Genomic DNA, 19,341 nt, shown 5'->3' on the forward strand with positions numbered 1-19,341 from the left:
TGACAATAATACTCGAATTCTCTATCATATAGATGAAGATTGGACGGATAACTATGAATCAGACAAATAAAAAAGAAGTCACACTTGATACTCTAAAAATCGGACAGCGTGGTGTTGTCGTAAAACTCTTAACCACCGACAAAGCCCTACGTAGACGCTTACTCGATATGGGATTAACCAGAGGCGTTCAAGTGCTTATAAAAAAAGTAGCACCACTTGGAGACCCCTACGATATATTGATTAGAGACTATGAACTGTGTATTAGAAAACTCGACATGAAAAACATTTTAGTAGAGGTAGAACGATGAAAGTCGCGTTAATCGGAAATCAAAACAGTGGTAAAACCACATTATTCAATGCCTTAACTGGTTCAAATCAGAAAATCGGAAATTGGCCTGGTGTGACGATTGAACATAAGTCGGGTATGATCAAAGGCACGCAAATCGAGTTGATCGATTTGCCTGGGATCTATTCGTTAAGTCCTTATACCATTGAAGAATCAATTTCTAGACAATTTTTGATTGAAGAAAAACCAGATTTACTCATTAATCTGGTTGATGCAACCTCGATTGAACGCAGCTTATATTTAACCACACAACTAATGGAACTTGAAATTGATATGATTCTTGTGCTTAACATGCAGGATCGTTTCGAGTCAAAAGGTTTAAAACTAGACACATTAGGTCTTCAAGAACGATTAAAAATGAGTGTCGTTAGCATATCTGCACTAAAAAACACCAACTTACAAGAACTCATCTGTATGGTTCAAAATAAGACTTATCAAAAACACCAAACCATCGAAATTTTTGATGATAAAACCGAATCACTCATTAAGGCTGTTTCTAATGAACTAGAAACAAAACATCAACGTTTCTTAAGTATTAAACTTTTGGAGAAAGACCCTTTAATTGTTGATTATCACTCAGAAATCTTGAGTTCATCGATCAATGAACTTGAAAAAGAAATGGACACAGAGGAATTATTTGCCTCAAAACGGTATGACTATATAGAAGCATTGAAGAACGATACCGTCATCCAGAATAAAACTGAAATTGAATTTACAGATAAACTAGATAAACTTCTACTTAATCGCTATTTAGCACTTCCGATTTTTGTTGTGGTCATGTTCTTAATCTACTACTTATCGGTTGGCGTTGTTGGCTCATTTACCGTGGATTTAATCGACGGATTGGTAGGCTCTTTTAGTGATTGGACCAATGCTTTTCTTGAAACGGTTAATGCCTCTAGCTGGTCAAGATCACTGGTAGTTGATGGCATGATCGCCGGTGTCGGTGCTGTACTCAACTTTGTGCCTCAGCTAATCATCTTATTTTTGATGATTTCACTTTTAGAAACCAGTGGGTACATGACGAGAATCGCATTTTTCCTCGATCGCTTGTTTAAAAAATTTGGTTTAAGTGGAAAAGCACTCATTCCATTTATCGTTGGCTCTGGTTGTAGTGTACCAGGTATTATGGCAACAAGAACCATTGAGTCACAAGACGAAAGACGTATTTCAATTATGGTCACCCCATTTATCCCTTGTAGCGCAAAATTACCCATTATCGCTATGTTTGCCGGTTATTTCTTTAAAGATTACGCGGGATTTATTTCATTTTCACTCTATTTTTTATCTATCATCATAATTGTCGTATCCTCAATCATCATGAAGAAATTCTTCTTTAAAGGCGTTCCTTCATCGTTTATTAGTGAGTTGCCTAGTTATCAAATACCAAACGTTAAATACGTACTAAAAGACGTCTACTATAACGTTAGTGAATTCATCACAAGAGCTGGAACCATTATCTTATTTTCATCAATCATTATTTGGTTTATGGCATCTTTTTCATTTACACTTCAGTATGGCGTAGACATCAATCAATCCATACTAGCTGGCGTTGGAAATGTATTTTCTTTCTTGTTTTACCCAATACTTGGTGAATTATCTTGGGCTGCTTCTGTTTCAGCTATTCAAGGGCTAGTTGCCAAGGAACAAGTCGTTTCATCAATGGCGGTGATTGCTGGTTTATCATCAGATGTTTCTGATGGTAACCTCATCTTTGGATCAACTGTATTTCAGTTCTTCACACCTGCTTCAAGTTACGCTTTCATGGTGTTCAATTTGTTTTCTGCCCCATGCTTTGGAGCAATTGGCGCAATGCACAGAGAACTTGGCAGTGCTAAGAAAACTTGGTTTGCCGTCTTGTTTCAAACAGGCTTAGCCTACATTTTAGCCAGTTTGACCTTTATCATCTTAAGTGTTTTGGGAGGTATATTATGAGTATCGCTGACGTTGTTATATTAATATTTACTACTCTAATATTAGGCTCTATTGTCTATTTCAAATGGATAAAAAAGAGCGATAAACTCTCATGTAACTGTTCTAAGAATAAAAGTTGCAATCTTAAGATTGAAGAACTGCGTGATTTATTTAAAGACATTAAAAAAACGTAAAAAAATAAGGGCTTATGCGATTGCATGAGCCCTTTCTTTTTGTTATAAAATTATGTAATTATTCGGTTAAATTAATAATGTCATCAATAATTAGTGAAATCTCTTCAATGACTTCAATCAATGGTTTATAGGTTGATAGATCGACATTGACCATTTTTGCAAGTTCAAGTGGTGTTTTTGTCCCACCTGCTTTTAATACCTCAATCCATTCTTGTGGTTTAATCTCTTGATTTTCAATCATCTTAGACACCTTAGTACCTAATGTTAAACCAGCTGAATAAGTATATGGATAAAGCCCCATAAAGTAATGTGGTTGTCTCATCCAAGTTAATCCAGCCCAAGAAGGAATCGTCACTTCTTCTCCCCAAAACTTGGTCAACATTTCAAGTTTTATTTCATTTAGTGTATTTGCTGAAAGTGGTTGTTTTTGATCTACTCTACGATACACTTCTCTTTGGAATGCTGCCTCAAGTAGATGAGTAACAAAATTATGGTAATAGGTTCTTGATATCATGACTGATTTTAACCAGCGCTTTTCACGAGCAGTTTTGGCTTTTTTAATTAAATGATTTGCCATTAAAAGCTCATTTGTTGTTGATGGAGCCTCAATAAAATACATTGAAGGTCTGGTATTTAAGATGGCTTGATTTGCATTTGCGTATTGAAAATGACCCGCGTGTCCAATTTCATGAGCAAGGACCATCACTTCATCCATTTGACCATTCCAGTTAAGTAAAATATAGGAAGGGGCGCCATAAGGTGATGAACAAAAGCCACCCGTTGATTTGCCTTGGTTTTGTGGAAAATCAATCCAGCATTCGTCAAACGAACGTTTGACGATTTGATTGTATTCATCGCCTAAAACGGATAAGCCTTCAATCAAAAGTTCTCTTGACTCTTCAATCGAAACTTTTGGTTCAAATTGTGGGTCAACTGCAATCTTTAAATCCGCATAAGTCATTTCATCTAACCCATGAACTTTTTTTAGTAGTTTCGCATAACGTCTCATGGCTGGTGCGAGTTTTTCCATAATTAAGTCGATTTGTCGATCTAAAAAATCAATACTGACTTTTTGATCATGTAGTAGATAGTCAAATACACTATCAAACCCTCTTAACTCTGACATAATTTTTTCTTTTTGAACGTGTGCTTGATAATTATTTGCGAAACCATGTTGGTATTCTGCTAATTTTTCATAAAACGACTCATATGCTTGACGTCTTATTTTTGTGTCAATCTCATATTCATACTCATTTTCAAAGAGTGTAAATGAATTTGGGTAAATATTTCCATCTGCTTCAAAATCGTTAAATTTCATATCAGCAAGCTTAAAACGGTTATAGTTTTGATAAGGTACAGATAAGACAGGTGATAAACTCACAAGCGCTTTTTCGACCTCAGGGCTTAATGTGTGGTCTTTATCCTCAATTAATTCTTTAATATAATAGCCGTTACTATTTGATGCTTTTGCTGCTTTTAATAGCGTTTCATTATCGACTTGTTTTAATTCATTTGATAAAAATGTCAATTTTTTGGAGAATTGTTGAAAACGCATCATTGCTTTTCCATGTCTCATTTGGTTTTCTTCTGATAATGAATCTGTGCTAGTTTGAAGTGAGCTGTACGCACCTATTCTTGAAAGATTACCTTGAATGACTTGATACGCATCAAGTGCTTTATTGATAACTTCACTTGTTGCTAATTTGCCTGAATAAGTTGATTCAAATTCATCAATCAAACTGGTAACCTCATCGAATGCTTTTAAATACTTTTCTTCTGTTTCAAACAGATTGGTCATCGCCCACGTATGGTTGATGTTTAATTCATTTCTTTTTGGTAGTTGTTTTTTCAATATTATTCACTCCTTTTTATGATTATAACACAAATGAGATTAATGAAACACATTTACTTTAGATTATCAAATTCACTGAAGAAAAAGCACTTGCTTTCACAAAGTCCTTTTAACATCACATATACCGTAAATACTTTGAACGTCAATAATGTTTTTTTTTCTTAAAATAATATTAGATACTCAGCTTATGTTTTCTTATAGTACATACTAAATTGAAATATGCTTTTTAAGCCATTAGTGATATCTTTTTATCTTTGCTTGATAGTGCCAAATTTAATGAATTACTTGTCGGTATTACTTTAAGTTTTAAGAAAAAAAAGACTTAAGATTTTAAACTCTACCTTAAGTCTAACTACTTACAGTGAATATGAAAGTGCTATATTCGCTTTTTATTTGTTATTAATTATTTGTGAAATGTCATAGCCTGAAGGTTCTTGGAATATTCTTAGTTCAAAATAATCTGTAGTCGCGTAGATATGATCAAATATATCTGACATAGTATCTTCATAGTCTGCCCATGCTGTTTTATTAGAGAATGCATATACTTCTAATGGTATCCCCATATTTTTATTTTGAAGTTGTCGAACAAGAATAAACATGTTTTGATTTACGTTAGGGTTCCTTTTTAGGTATTCCGTCAAATATATTCTAAAGACGCCTAAATTGGTCAATCTTCTACCATTTAAATCAACAGATGTGTCAATCTTACCTTCTTTGTTATATTGATCGATTTCAATTTTCTTACTTGTCAAGTAAGCCTTAATAAAATCCACTTTTAATAATTTTTCATATAACTCATCATTTACTATCTTAACACTTTTACTATCTATATTGATTGAACGCTTTATTCTTCTTCCACCAATGTCAAAAACACTCCGCCAATTGACAAATGACTCAGATATTAATTTATATGCAGGCACCGTTACGGTTGTTTTATCCCAGTTTTGGACTCTAACAAAAGTCAAGGTGACATCGATAACGTCCCCGTCAACGCCATAGTCTGGCATCTCAATCCAATCACCGATTCTAATTAAGTCATTGGCTGACATCTGAAAACCTGCAACAAGACCTAAAATGCTATCTTTAAATATCAACATGATGACTGCAGAAAGTGCTCCAAGTCCTGTTAAAATTACAACCGGACTTTCTCCAACAAAATGGGCAACAACAATAATAACAACCACCATGAAGATGATAATTTTAATGAATGCCAGTACACCTTTAATCGGTTTCAAACTGGATTGATCATTGTATTCAACATAGAGTTTGTTGACTAAATCAAGTGCGGAGCTAATAATCTTAAGTATTAAAAACGCTATATAAAGTATTAAGAAAAAATCAAGTAAACTCTTTAAAGTTGGTAAATAAATAATCATTTCAAACAAAAATAACGTTGGAATCAATTTAATAACATTCGCAATTAGCGGGCTTTTTAAGAGCGTCACAATAAATTTGTTTCCTCTTCTTAGTCCAACATTTTTAACTGTTACATTAAATACTATCTTAATAATAAAATAGCCGACAATACTTGTTAAAAGCAACAAGGCAAATATAGCAACATCTGATATAACTGGTACTAATGTTCCTTCAAATCCTAACTTTGTTAAAAATTCAATAAACTTTTCTCTTAAAATTTCCATCTCATAAATTCTAACATCTAGGCTTTCTCATAAAAAGATTAGTTGTTAGTTCTCCTTTCAAATAATAAGCAAGACTTACAAAACTACTTAACGATACCATAAATAGGTTCGTTCTTATAAATGCGTTAAGTTTCCTGATACCATAGGACCACATTAATAATCGCATGACCAAACATTAAATCATAACCAGCAAGTCCTATATTATAATAATACACTTACTGTTACCTAACTAAATCTACGCCTATCGGTTAAAAATATCATTTTGTGTGCGTTGTTTCTTCATAAGCAATTTCATATTCTGTTTTATTTGCTTTACTAACAACCCGCATTCTACCTTTAATTGGTGTTTTTTGCAAGGCTTGATAGACGATTTCACCTTTGTTATTCAGTATTTCTACAAAGGTTGAGATGTCTAATATGGTTATAACACCAATATCTGTTGCTGTAAGTTCTTTTATATTACAAATCGCTCCAACAATATCAGATGGTCTCATTTTCGTTTTCTTACCTGCATTGATGTGAAGTTTCATAATTTCTTGCTTGAATTCAAATCCTTTGTCCATTTTGATTTGTTTTGTTTTTTCTTGTTTGTTATTAAAAGCTTCTAATGCTTGTTTAACATCTAATTCAGTAGGAATTTTAAGTTCCTCTATTTTTTGATTTGTTTGTGCTGTGATTTTATCTAAATATTTGTATTCTCTATTACTGATAAATGAAATGGCTTTACCACTAGCACCAGCTCTTGCACTTCTACCGATCCTATGGATGTAATTATCAATGTTTCGTGGTAGATCAAAATTTATAATCAGCGAAACTTGATCGATATCAAGCCCACGAGCAGCAACGTCTGTTGCTACCAAATACCGATAAAGACCATGTTTGAAGTCGTTGATTACTTTAAGTCTATCTTTTTGATCCATATCACCGTGAAGTTTTATTGGTGAAAAAGACTTTCTATTTAAAATCTGGTAAACCTCGTCAACCGACTGTTTTGTGTTACAAAATATAATTGCGCTGTTTGGGTTTTCTACAATAAGAACTGAACTAATCAAATCTGATTTTTCCTTATTTTCTACTTCATAGTAATATTGAAGCAACTTATTTTCTGTTTCTATCGAATCTTTTGCAACTATTAATTGTGGATTTACCATGTGTAAATTAGATAATTCGACAATGTCTTGTGGCATCGTTGCTGATAAAAGAATCATTTGTATGTTCATCGGTACATGAGTCAATACCTCTTTGACTTGATCGATAAAACCCATTTTAAGCATTTCATCAGCTTCATCGATTACTAGATGAGTAATCGCTGTTAGATCAATTGTTTTACTTAAAATATGATCAATTAGTCTTCCTGGTGTCGCTACAACAACATGTGTCCGTTGTTTTAATTGTTTGGCTTGATTATCAAATGATGATTTCCCGTGCACAGCTTCTACCTTAATTCTTAGAAATCTACCAATATTGAATATGTCGTCTCTAACCTGAGTTGCTAGTTCTCTTGTCGGCGTCAAGACCAAGACCTGTGGTTCCTTTTTATCCCAAATGATTTTATTTAAAACCGGAATAGCAAAAGCTGCCGTTTTACCACTACCTGTTTTTGACTTTATAATTACATCCCTGTTGTTTTTAATCGCTGGTATTACTAAACTTTGAACGTCGGTTGGTGATTCATACCCAAGCACAGTTAAAGCTTTTAATAAGGGTTCGATTAACTCGAATTGTTCAAATGATTTTACCATATACTCATCTCTTTTCTTTTGTACTTATATTGTATCATGTCTGTGTTAGAAAAATGTCTGACTTATGCATTTCAAATAGAGCAAGACCGATAAAATGACCTTTCATCGCGAAATGTTCGGTTCTTGACTTGTTGTCTTAAGCCTTTATGACTTCGATTAGGATACTCTTTAATATTCTACCTTTATTTTCTTATCGATCCTAACAAATAGAAATGCTTTATCGATAGAGCTATTAATTTTGTTATCATTTGAATTTAACTGCATACAACACGTGTGCGATTGATAAAACACATATGGACATAAAAATTTGCGACAAAATTGAAGAAAAAGGGCCTTGCATAGGCAAGGTCCTTTAACGTCATTCATCAGTTAAACACTTACAAAATAAGCAACAATTGCAGCTCTTGTAAATCTTGTTCTACTAACATCTGTGAAGTCACTTTGTGGTAGGTCATCAAGATATAGTTGCGGTAAATCATTGATTAACATATCCGATACAAGGTGATAAACAATTGTATTTGGTGCTGCAACGAGTAATGCAATATCCGCATCGTCTAATGATTGAAGATTAGTTAATGTGATTGAACTAGCGATGTCACCAACGTTAGTAACACTTAAAATCGTCATTGCTTGGACAAGTGCTTCTAGTTCAGCAACTTTAATATCGTCACCGATTGCATTTGCGTCATAATTTGAATCACCACTTACAGCTAACGATTCAGTCGTATGGATGTTTGCACCCTTAACGCCACTAGCAACTAAGCGGTAAACAATTAGTGAATCTACGTTTAACAAGTCATCTAACTTCGCAGTTGTTAAATTAGCTGGTGCGATGGTTGTTAATGTAAGATCATCCATTGTTTTGCTTGTGTCAGTATCAGCTAGAATCACTAATGCAGCGATCATACCTGTAATTTCACTCTTAACTAAATGTTCATTTATTACTGTGTAAGCACCGGTTGGCACATCCATAGCGCTAATAATAGCGCTTGATAGGATGCGGTCAACGATACTTGAATTTAGGGCATCAAGTTGTTGAAGTTGTGCGATTGTGATGGTTTGGGCATCCATTGATACGGTAATGTCTGAGACAATCATAATACCCATTGCATCAATTAAGGCACTTAGTTCACTACGTTTGATGTCTTTGCCTGGGTGGTTCGAATCAAAGTTTGAATCACCAAGGACTGAAATTGCTTCGGTTGGAACAGTAATTGCAGTTGAAGCGATTAATTCTTTAGAAATCATGCGATCTACTAATCTTGAATCTAGGTTGTATAAGTCATCTAACTGACCTTGTGTTAGAGACGTTGTATCAATACCAGCAGATAGGTTATTAACACCTAAAATACCGAGTGTTTGAACAAGTTTCTCCAATTCAGCGTTTGTGATGTCTAATTGATCATTGTCTACGTAACTTGATGTTGGTACATCAACAACAATTTCGATCACACGTTCAGAAATGATACGGTCAATAATTCTTGAGTTATAGTTAACTAATACGCTTAGATTTGCTCTTGTTACTGCGTTAGGATCAACGCCGTCTGTTAAGCTAATGTTCAATGTTTGCATTGTGTTAGATAGTTTCGTTAATTCACTTCTTAGAATGTCACTGCCTACTGCGTTACTATCAAATTCGATGTCACCAGAGACTGCAAGTGCAGACGCTGGAACGTCGATTGTTGAATCTAGAATTGATTTAGAGATCAAGCGATCAACCAATCTTGAATTTAATGCAAGTAACGAATTGAATGTCATGTACGTGATTGCATCCACATCGATTGGTGCTGACAAGTCAGCGTTTAATGCGATAAGGGCATCAAGCACATTAATTAATTCTGCTTTGCTGATGTCTAAGGTTGATCCGACTTCATAAGATGATGTAGGAACGCTTGAGACATTGGCAATTACTTCTTTAGATACTAAACGGTTAACGATGATTGAATCTCTAGAAACCGCTGTCTTAATCACACTTGGTGTTAAGCTAGCTGGATTAATACCGGTTGTTAAGTTGACGTTTAGATCGCCTAAAGCAAGAATGATACGTCCAACTTCTAGGTAATCAAGGTCTAACTTGTTATTTAATTCATCTTCTTCAGAGGTTGCACTAAATGCGTCATCTCTAATATTTGCTCTTCCAACGCTATCGATGATACCTTCAGATAGTAAGCGGTTAATGATATCTGAGTCTAGTGCATGTAATTGTTGTAATTTAGCGGTTGTAATTGAATCGACACTAATATCATCTGCTAGTGAAGCCACATTAATGATACCTAATGCATCAATTAATGATTGAACCTCAGTTCTAGCGATGCGAGTACCAGCGTATGAAACGGTCGGTACACTTGTTAATGCATTTTCGATTTCATCACTAATGATTTGATCAATCACGCTGCTGTTTAAATCATGTAATTCTTGTAGTTTAGCTACAGTAACTGTGTCAACAGTAACGTCTGCAACATCAGTTACACCTAAGACACCAAGTGCATCAAATAGGCTTGTGATTTCAGTTACCTTAATCATACCATCAAAGTTTCCACTGGTTTCTAATGCGTCTGCTGGAATTGTAATATCAGTTTGACCCTTAAGTACTAAGTCAACAAATGCGTATAGATAAGTCGAATCTAAGACTTGATCAAGTTGAGTTTGAGTTAATCCAGTTAATGTAGATACACCTACATTTGGATTAGCAAAATCAGTAATACCTAAGACATCAAGTGCAACAAATAGTTTTCTAAGTTCAAGCGCGGTTAAGCGTTGTCTTGTGCCAACGGTTTCAGTTGCAACACTTGGAATGTTAAATAAGTTTGGATCAAATAAATCGTTCGCCAATAAGTCGATAAAGCCTGGTGCTTGAAGTAACAAGTCAAGTTTATCAACAAGGTACTTAGACTCTAATACTCTGTCTAAATCATCTTTAGTTCCCACCACGTTTTGACCAATTAGGCCAGTTAACATGTCTGGAGAAACTGAGGATAAATCGGTACCAATGTTTAGTAAGCTTAAGGAAACCATTAAGTTTCTAATTTCAGCTTTAGAGAATCGGTTTAACTCGATACCTGAGGTACCTAGTGTGTCTACTGGTGCTGAAACATCAAAGGTGTCTACCACTTTAACAAGGACTTGAGTTAATTGTTCATTAGCAAGGGTATCAAGCTCATCCATTTCAAATACTTTAGCTAGAATAACGTATAGAATACCTGAATCTAAGACTCTGTCTAAGTCATCTTTCGATCCTACTAAGTTACGTCCGACTAAATCAGTAAATGTATCTAGATTAACGGCTTGTCCACCAGTTAATGTATCTAATCCAATGGTATCAACGGCAACAACTGCGTTTCTTAATTCAGAAACTTTAACAAGCGTTCCATTCATTACGGATGGATCGAATGCAAATAAGTCAGAAGTTGCAGTAAATGTGGTTTGAATTTCATTTGCTTTTGAAACTAAGTAGTCAATCACATTAGAATTTGTTAATGCGTTAGAAATTAGTGAGTGTACTACTTTTGATACTAATAATTCATCAAAATCGTCATAGACGTTGTTGTTTACATTTTGACCAACTAGATTAGCAAATGAATTAAAGTCCACTTGAATACTCCAGTCGATTAATGAAGCTGCCCTTACGATTGCGATGACTTCAGATGCTTTTAACACACCATTTGCATCAACTGCATCTGGATGAATATTGAATAATGAAGCAGTCACAGTTAAATCAGCGAAGTCCGCATTTTCGCTAGCAAACTTATTAATATAGTTTACTGCAAAGTTAGCGACAACTGCGTGTTCGTTAAAGTTTAATACCTTATCAAAGATTGCAACTAAGATATTTGATTGCATCATGTAATCAATGTTGGTAGTAAACTCTTTTTCGTCATTTAAAGCTGTGATAATTGCTTGTGGGTTACCTAAATCGACATCTAACCAGTCCACACGTGTCAAGCTTAATACAAGTTGAACAAGTTCTTCTCTCTTTAATAAACCTTGGTCGTATAGATTGTATTTAACGTCATTGAATAAGAAGAATTCTTTGCTTAGATTTGGACTAATGCCAAGTTGTTCTTGTGCAAGTTCGTTAATTTCGTTTGCTGCGTTTTGAAGTAATTCGTCATTTGCATGCGTTTCAAGTACTAAATTATAAGCAAGTTCTGTATCGAATAACTTTTCAACCGCATCGGTGCTATGAATCTTAGAGTACATTAATTTTTGATTACTTAGATCTCCAAAACCATCTAATTCAAGCGAATTGAATAGAACCACATAGTTCATTAATTCATCTTTCTTAAATCGGTTTGTGTTGTCGAGTAAGTAACTTGGAATTTCCATCTTAGTTTCATCGATTTGAATATTGAAGTCAAGTTTTGCTGCTTCGGTTTCAATCACGTAGGCAACAATCGACATCACGTCTTCTGATTTCACTAAACGGTTAATGTAATCATAAATAATACCTGAATCAAGTACTTGGTAGAAACGAGCCTTGGTTTCACCATCAAGTAACATTGGTGCTTCCCAGCTTGCAATGGTATTCACGTCAAATGCTTTATCGACATCAAAACCAACGGCATAAGCGCTAAGTAGTAATTCTGCAATGTCAACGGCTAATAGACGTTCGTTGTAAACAAAGAGGTCTCGGTTGATTTCAAATAAGCTAGCATCTACTTCTTGATTGTAATTATTAAGTACTTTAGTGTTCACCAAATCAGCCACAAGTGTTGTCCAAATGTCTGATAATAAGACTTGATTTAACATGTGAAGAACGATTGGTGTATTTAGAGCTTCTACTAATAGGTCACTTGAAGTTTCAACATCAAAGAGATCCGCGTAGGCTTTAATATTCTTTAATTGTTGCATGTCTTCAAATTGACTAATGCCTAGCTTGTTAAATGCAACGATTAAGCTTCTTAATGAGGCTTCATTTACAAGTTCGTATGAGATTGCTAGGTCTTCTTTTGTGATAACACGGATGTCAACACCTAATGAAGTAGCGAAACTTGGGACTTGTTCGTTGATCAAATCTGCTAGTTTTTGGCTAGTTGATTCATGGTTGGCTAATTTTTCAATTAAACCATTAATAACTTCTGAACCAAAGATTAAGCCTAAACGGTCTTTAGTGACGTTAGCGTTTTGTTTTTCTAGTAGATTAACTAGGAACGCCGGTGTTACCATTTGATCCATAATTGGTTTAAATTCGATAGCTGAGGCTGCAAATAAGATTTCAGCCGTTGCTTTTACAGATAGTCTACCATTTGTATCTTCATAACCTTCGATTCTTAAATCTGAAGGTGAATAGAAGATTTGGAATTCATCAAAAATGAAGTCTGAAGCAAATTCATAAAGACCATCTTGTTTAAGCGCTGCGTCGATTAAGTATCGAACAAGATTCGTATGAGCGATGTATGAAAGGTAATTAGAACCTTCAATGGTCATATTAGATAACGTTGTTAAGCTATTGACATCAACGTTTTCAAAGTCGTCTTGACTATTGATGTTAAGTGCCTTTAATACGTTTCTAACTCTGACAAATTGTTGGTAATCAAATAGGCCATTTTCATCGTTTACTTCACTAATTGCGACTAAGAATTCTTCAACGTCTAGTGATAAGTCGTTTAATACTTCGATGTTTTGATCACTAATCAAATCATTAATGAAGTTAACAGCAAAGCTACGAACACCAGTATCTACTAAAACATTCGTTAGTAACGAGTGAACAATCTTCGACTCAAATAAATCATCAATATCTTTTGAACCATTAAAGTTCATGTCTTTATCAAATAGATCAAAGGCGAATTGAACGTTAAGGTTGTCTAAATCGATGACTTGTGCAAATTCTAGAATACTAATTAAGTGTTTAACTTCAAAGACACCCTTAGCATCTGAAATATGATTAAAGTCAAATAAGTTTTCTGTGACTTGTAAGCCGACAAGTTCGCTTGAAATTTCTGGTAAATACTTGTTTGCTAATTCTGCGTATAAGACATTTAAGTCAAGCGCAGGATTGCCTTCTGTATTTAAAAGTTTATCGAATAATGCAACTAGAATATTTGATGAGAAGATGTAATCAATATTCTTAACGTTGTCATTACCTTCTTCAAGTAATAAATCAATTAGATAGAAAATATCGTCGGTCGTATTAAAACTTAACGACGTATAATCAATTCTTAGACCTGATTTAATCAACTGTTTGATTTCTTCACGTTTAAAGTAGCCATAATAATCTTCATCAATGCTGACAAGATCATATTTGAATTCAGCAAACATAAACGTTTGTGCTTTAACTTGGTATGAAATACCGAGTTCATCGTTTAAAACAGTCGTTAATGCTTCTGCTAGTGATTCACGGTTATCTGGTGAAGCTAATAAGCCACCAATCACGTAATATAACCAGTCAGAGGCTAATAGGTGATCAACTACCATGGTTTCATTAACTTTTTTTGAGATGAATGATAAATCACTAAATTGATCAAAATCATTCCATGAAACTAATTCTAATGAAACAAAGGCATTTAATAACGATGTAATTTCCGTTTTCTTTAAACGTCCATTTTCATCTAATGCTTCTTTTGGTGCATTTAATAGTTTGTAGTCGATTTCTAAATCAAACCCTTGCGCTTGTGCTTGATCCATGATTAAGTCAGCAAGTGCTTGTTTGATTGTCATATCTGCAAACAATTTATCGATGTAAGTGAAAAGTACTTCAGAATTAAGAACTTGATCCACACGGACGACCATTTCACCTGCGACCATGGTTTGTTCAACCATTTGAGCCACAAATTCAGGGTTCAATTCCGCATCAACGTCATAACCCGTTGCGTAAAGTGCTTTAACCAAATCAACGATATGAACAGTGTCAATGACGCCGTTAGTAAATAATCTTTGATCGAGCATAAATAGTTCTTCATCTAATGTGATGTCGACTAAATCCACATCAACTAATAAGTCATTAACTAAATCGGTTACAAATGAGCTCCATAAATCACTCACTAATACCGTATTTAATACGAACTTAACGAGTGGCGTGTCAATTAATGAAACAAGAATGTCATCGGATTGATCCAAACGAACAAGACTTGTTACGTCACTGATTGTCTTAATCGATGTTAGTTGATCAACGGAATAAATACCCGCATTTTCAACCGCACTGATTAAACTTCTCATGGCGTCTTCATCAATTAAATCGTAACTTAAATTAAGGTCATTTGAGTTAAGTTGTCTAAATGAGTAATCCATTTGTTCAGAAACGTTTGCAAGTTGTTCATTTAATAAATCAAGAACTGCAATTTCTGTTTCTTCATTTTCGATGACGTTTTGCAATAAAGCACGAACGTATCTTGAACGGTAAATAAAACCTAAGGCATCTTTACTATCATTAGAGAACGATTGATTGTTTAATGAGTAAACATAAGCAATGATGTCGTTGGTTGTGATTTCTTGGCCTTCAACAATCAGCTCATGAATCTTGAGTGATGCCGCAGCAACCATTAAATCATAGAAGTCTGCTTGTTCTAAGTAACCTTTTTGGTCTAGGTATTGAGGATCAATTTCTAAACCAGTTAGGTCTGATTTTAACAGAACATCTGATAGAACCATATCAAAATCAACTAAGATTGGGTTTAGTTCTTCTTCTGCTAAATCATAAGCCCATGATAAGACACCATTATCTTGGAGTAGGGTTGTAATCACACCTCTTAAGACATAAGAACCTGAGACATAATAATAGACGTTTTTACCATCAACTTCGTTGTAGTAATAATCCGTAATCATGCGAAGTTCAAAGTTAGTTAATTCATCAAGGCTTGAAATATCAAGTGCGTTAAACGCATTTAATAAATTTTTAATTTCGACATGGTCGAATAGTCCATTGTCGTCTTTGATTGAAGTCACTACAGCAAAGAGTGCTTCAAAATCAAGAGTTAATCCTTCTAACATTTCTTCTTGTGCAACGATCTTATCAAATTCTTCATTTGCTAGATCAATGACGTAAGTTTCAAGGTTTGGATGATCAACGACGTTTGTAATGACTTGGTGTAGAAGTTTCGATCCAAAGACCGCATCGATGGTTTCATCGTTAATTGTCTTCACGTAATCAAGCAATACATCGACGCTAAAATCAGTCACTAAGGCTGAAGGAACTTGTAGTGCAAGTGCACCTAGTAATAACTTAGAAATTTCGCCTGCATTTAAAACACCATTAGTGTATGCTGCATCAAATCTTAAGCTACCTGTAATAACGTCAACAGGTAATTCGATACTTGATAATTGGTCATAAATGTAGTCAATCACCACTGGATTAACTAACGCTTCACCAACAATACCTTCTAATATCGCCATGCGACCAAACGCATCAAGTGTTTGTGCATTCATTGTATTAAAAGCAGAAAGGTATTCGTCAATTTCTTTAACGTCTAACGCGTCTTCAATTGTTTGGAATGCCAACTGTTGGTTTAATTCATCAATCACAGCCGCTGTGTTTGTGATTAGTTCGCTTAATACGCCCACTTTTAATCCATTTTCGTCGGTTGTAACCTCAGGCAAGCTTAACACATACCCTGGAATTAATTCATCAAGTGCGTCACTAAAGTTATTAACAACTTTTGGAACAGAGGCACGGAAGATAAATGAACTTTCAAGTTGTCCAAAAGCTCTTGAAGTTAACGCTTGATCTTTAAATTGAGTCACTAATGAAACCGGAAGTGCTGTTGGCTCATCCGCGATTTCTTTAATGCCATTGATTGATAAGGTGATGTTTGGATTTGCACCAACTTCAACACCTAGGTTAAATGCACCATTAATTAAACGATTTAACTCAGATTCCCATTCAGCAGATTCTGGGTTCTTGTTCATTAAGTCGGCAGGAATTTCTACGTAATCAATGAGCACTTGTTCATTTTGAGCAAGATCCATTAAATTGTATGCGATGTTTGCCATCAACAAGTTTGAATGTCTATTTTGATTGGTTATGGTTAAATAACTTCTAAAATTGTCATTAGACAGCAGTGGTGTGAAGTCAATGTCTTCTAATTCTTTACCTGCTTCTACTTCTTGATTGGCAAATTTACCTGCTTCATAAGCCACATTTAAGATGGTCGTAAGATCCTTCTTAAGTTCGACTTGACCAGGTACGTACAAGAAATCAAGTGACATCGCTTCTTTAACGTAACTTAAAATGTCGCCATTGAGACGTGTAACCATTTGTAAGTTCGTAAGTTTAGTCACCATTGTGTTAAATTGTTGAGTCGATAACCCACCAAAACCAGCAAGAACGTCTACCATTTCATTTGCGCCTAACGTTTGGTTCGTAAATGTTCCAATTGAGGCAAATTGGTAGAATACTTCAACAACACTTAAGACGTCATTGACTTCTTTACCATAGTTGAAATTTGTTTCTCCTGAGGTTGGATTAACACCTAAGCCATCTTTAATAAGTGTTGCAAGATCCTCATCATCAACAAATTTATCAACTAACGCTGGTGCTAGTATTTCTAACGCACGATTGATGGCATCTGAACCATCAAAAATAGTGGTTGTAATTTCTTTAATTGCCGTTAAACCTTCTTCTGATTTTGCCATTTCTTCTAAGAGAGCGTCAACAGCATCAATCATTTCAACGTCATCAGCAAATAAGCCTTTGATACCTAAGGAAAGAACTTGGCGGTAAACATCAACGATGTTTGTTAACTCACCTTTCCAAGCAGTACCATCTAATTCGGTTGCTAATTTATCGACTAAGGTTTCTTCAAAATCTTCACCTAAGAAGGTGTAAATTGAATAGTCTGCTGCAATTGGCATTGCTTGAATGACTAAATCCAAATCGATAACCGCAAGTAACACTTCATTAACCCATGCTGAATAAACCGGATCGTCACTTAAGAGCACATCCAGATTAGAAATATTATCAACAATGTAGGTTAAATCCAAGTCACCACTATATTCTTCACTAAATACGGCACGAACAACATCCGATAACTTACCAATTTGATTTTGAAGGTATTTTAAATCTTCTGTCATAAAGGCAGAACGGTTATTAATGTAGTCTTGTCTTTCTTCTTCTGGTAACCAGTCGATGAAATCAAGAACCATTTCATTAGAACGCGCGTAATCCACGCCCGCATTAGCAAGTACTAACATCTCTAACTTAGATAATGCATCAATCGCGTCTGCAACAAGTGCACCTTGCTCCGGTGTTAACTCAAGTAGCGCTTTTGGATTATCTGCGTAAACTAATAAATCTTTGACTGATGCGAAGTTAAGTGCAACTTCGAGAACGTCATAAATTCGATCAAATTCTTCATCCCAATTAATTTGATCAAACGCATCAAGTGCACGCTTTGAATCTTCACTACCATAGAAGTCAAATTCGAGTTCATCTGATAAGTATTCGGTGATTAACACACGAGTGGCAATCGGAATCACTGCATCAACTAAACGTGAACGTTGTACGCCATCAAGCATTCCTCTAATGTCTTCAAGGTCTTCTTTTGAAATGTCTTCGTAATCAAACGAATTATCAAGAATGCCTCGATCAATCAAGAAACGACCAACGCCAACAAACGCTTCGACTTCGTCTGCAAGGTTAAGATCGGTTGTTTTCCCGTTTTCTTTAATCTTAGTCGTAAACACCTTATCGAAGATGTATTTGTCTAAGTTTTGTTCATTCACTTTGAATTGTCTAGCAAACGCGCCTAAACCGAGTTCGTTAAAATCCCTTAGCGCATCAAGAAGATCATTAACCATTTCAGCATTTTCACCTGTAGTATCCGCATAAGGTGTTGCTGAGGTTGAACCGGTTGCTGCTGTTGAAGAGGTTTCAACAGGACTAACCATGTTAGATAAGACCATGATTGGTAACAAGAAGATAAAGGCAACAATTACCCCTCTTACTGCGCCAATCCCACCGCCAATAAAACGACTAGAAAGTTTTTTCTTCTTCCCTGAGCGTTGCCCTACAGGAACAAGATCATAACTTTTCGCATGACCATTGACTAAAACAACACGCTTTTTACCTTTAACATTCTTTTGAAGTCTTGGCTCAATTAAACGTGTCCAGATCATCTTAAAGAAGATCAACGTCAAAGCGTATTTGACAATCGGGTACAAAATAAAAAATGCAACTATCTTCACAACTAAATCAACAAGCGCAAAAATTACTGCACCGACCCCAGGGTCAGACAGATATGCCTCGTATTCAGTTGGGAAGGCTTCCCATAATCCCTTGACTTGAGCAATCAAAGAGGTCGGTGTATAAAACCACCGAATGGTAAACATCGAAACAATAAACAGTGTAACTACTGTCATTATCAAGCTGACAATGAAGTAGTACAAACTCTTAGTTGTTCCCCTCTTAAAGCCAAGGAAAAAGTGGAATAATACAAAAAGCAAAATGATACCCCACTGTGCAAGTAGTACAATCGAATTCAATTCCATAACTTTTATCCCGCCTTTTTATTTAATTTCTAATGTCATTCTAACAAAAAAACGGTTACATTTCAATCACATATGTGCACACACCTATCAATATATGTCAAAACCAAGCTTCTTCTTTTTTCACATTTTTATGGTTTTTTTCACATTTTTAGATTAAAACAACTGAAATATCGTGATTTATCGCGATTTTTTTTGAAATTCAAAGCATTTTTATAATTTTCACTATTTAAAA

6 protein-coding genes are annotated in these 19,341 nt (G+C 35.0%); 2 read left to right on the forward strand and 4 right to left on the reverse strand.

The window, feature by feature from the left end; translation table 11 throughout:
- Window positions 1–53 precede the first annotated feature (53 nt).
- Both BN853_RS06130 and feoB read left to right on the forward strand, forming a co-directional pair.
- On the forward strand, window positions 54–308 hold the full coding sequence (locus tag BN853_RS06130; protein ID WP_030005088.1) for a FeoA family protein: 255 nt from the start codon (window positions 54–56) through the stop codon (window positions 306–308).
- Complete coding sequence (feoB, locus tag BN853_RS06135; RefSeq protein ID WP_030005089.1) at window positions 305–2,281, forward strand: ferrous iron transport protein B; 1,977 nt, start codon at window positions 305–307, stop codon at window positions 2,279–2,281. The genes BN853_RS06130 and feoB overlap by 4 nt, the downstream gene beginning before the upstream one ends.
- Window positions 2,282–2,512: 231 nt before the next feature.
- On the opposite strand, the gene pepF is transcribed toward feoB, so the two are convergent.
- The 4 genes from pepF to BN853_RS06155 all read right to left on the reverse strand — a co-directional run bounded on the left by pepF (window position 2,513) and on the right by BN853_RS06155 (window position 19,109).
- Window positions 2,513–4,306 carry an oligoendopeptidase F gene (pepF, locus tag BN853_RS06140; protein WP_030005090.1) on the reverse strand — a complete coding sequence of 598 codons (1,794 nt, stop codon included), beginning with the start codon at window positions 4,304–4,306 and terminating at the stop codon, window positions 2,513–2,515.
- Between the two features lie 389 nt (window positions 4,307–4,695).
- On the reverse strand, window positions 4,696–5,946 hold the full coding sequence (locus BN853_RS06145) for a mechanosensitive ion channel family protein (RefSeq protein ID WP_030005091.1): 1,251 nt from the start codon (window positions 5,944–5,946) through the stop codon (window positions 4,696–4,698).
- Window positions 5,947–6,203: 257 nt separating this feature from the next.
- On the reverse strand, window positions 6,204–7,688 hold the full coding sequence (locus tag BN853_RS06150) for a DEAD/DEAH box helicase (RefSeq protein ID WP_030005092.1): 1,485 nt from the start codon (window positions 7,686–7,688) through the stop codon (window positions 6,204–6,206).
- A gap of 369 nt (window positions 7,689–8,057) precedes the next feature.
- Entirely contained in the window at window positions 8,058–19,109 is an 11,052-nt protein-coding gene (locus tag BN853_RS06155; protein WP_030005093.1) for a hypothetical protein, read from the reverse strand.
- Window positions 19,110–19,341: the final 232 nt, after the last annotated feature.

This window comes from Paracholeplasma brassicae (genome assembly GCF_000967915.1).
GTDB lineage: Bacteria > Bacillota_I > Bacilli_A > Acholeplasmatales > UBA5453 > Paracholeplasma > Paracholeplasma brassicae.

What these genes read in the sequence shown, in the direction of transcription:
- BN853_RS06130 (WP_030005088.1), top strand. Translation starts at nt 54, where the DNA reads ATGAATCAGACAAATAAAAAAGAAGTCACACTTGATACTCTAAAAATC.
- feoB (WP_030005089.1), top strand. Translation starts at nt 305, where the DNA reads ATGAAAGTCGCGTTAATCGGAAATCAAAACAGTGGTAAAACCACATTA.
- BN853_RS06145 (WP_030005091.1), bottom strand. Translation starts at nt 5,946, where the DNA reads ATGGAAATTTTAAGAGAAAAGTTTATTGAATTTTTAACAAAGTTAGGA.
- BN853_RS06150 (WP_030005092.1), bottom strand. Translation starts at nt 7,688, where the DNA reads ATGGTAAAATCATTTGAACAATTCGAGTTAATCGAACCCTTATTAAAA.
- BN853_RS06155 (WP_030005093.1), bottom strand. Translation starts at nt 19,109, where the DNA reads ATGGAATTGAATTCGATTGTACTACTTGCACAGTGGGGTATCATTTTG.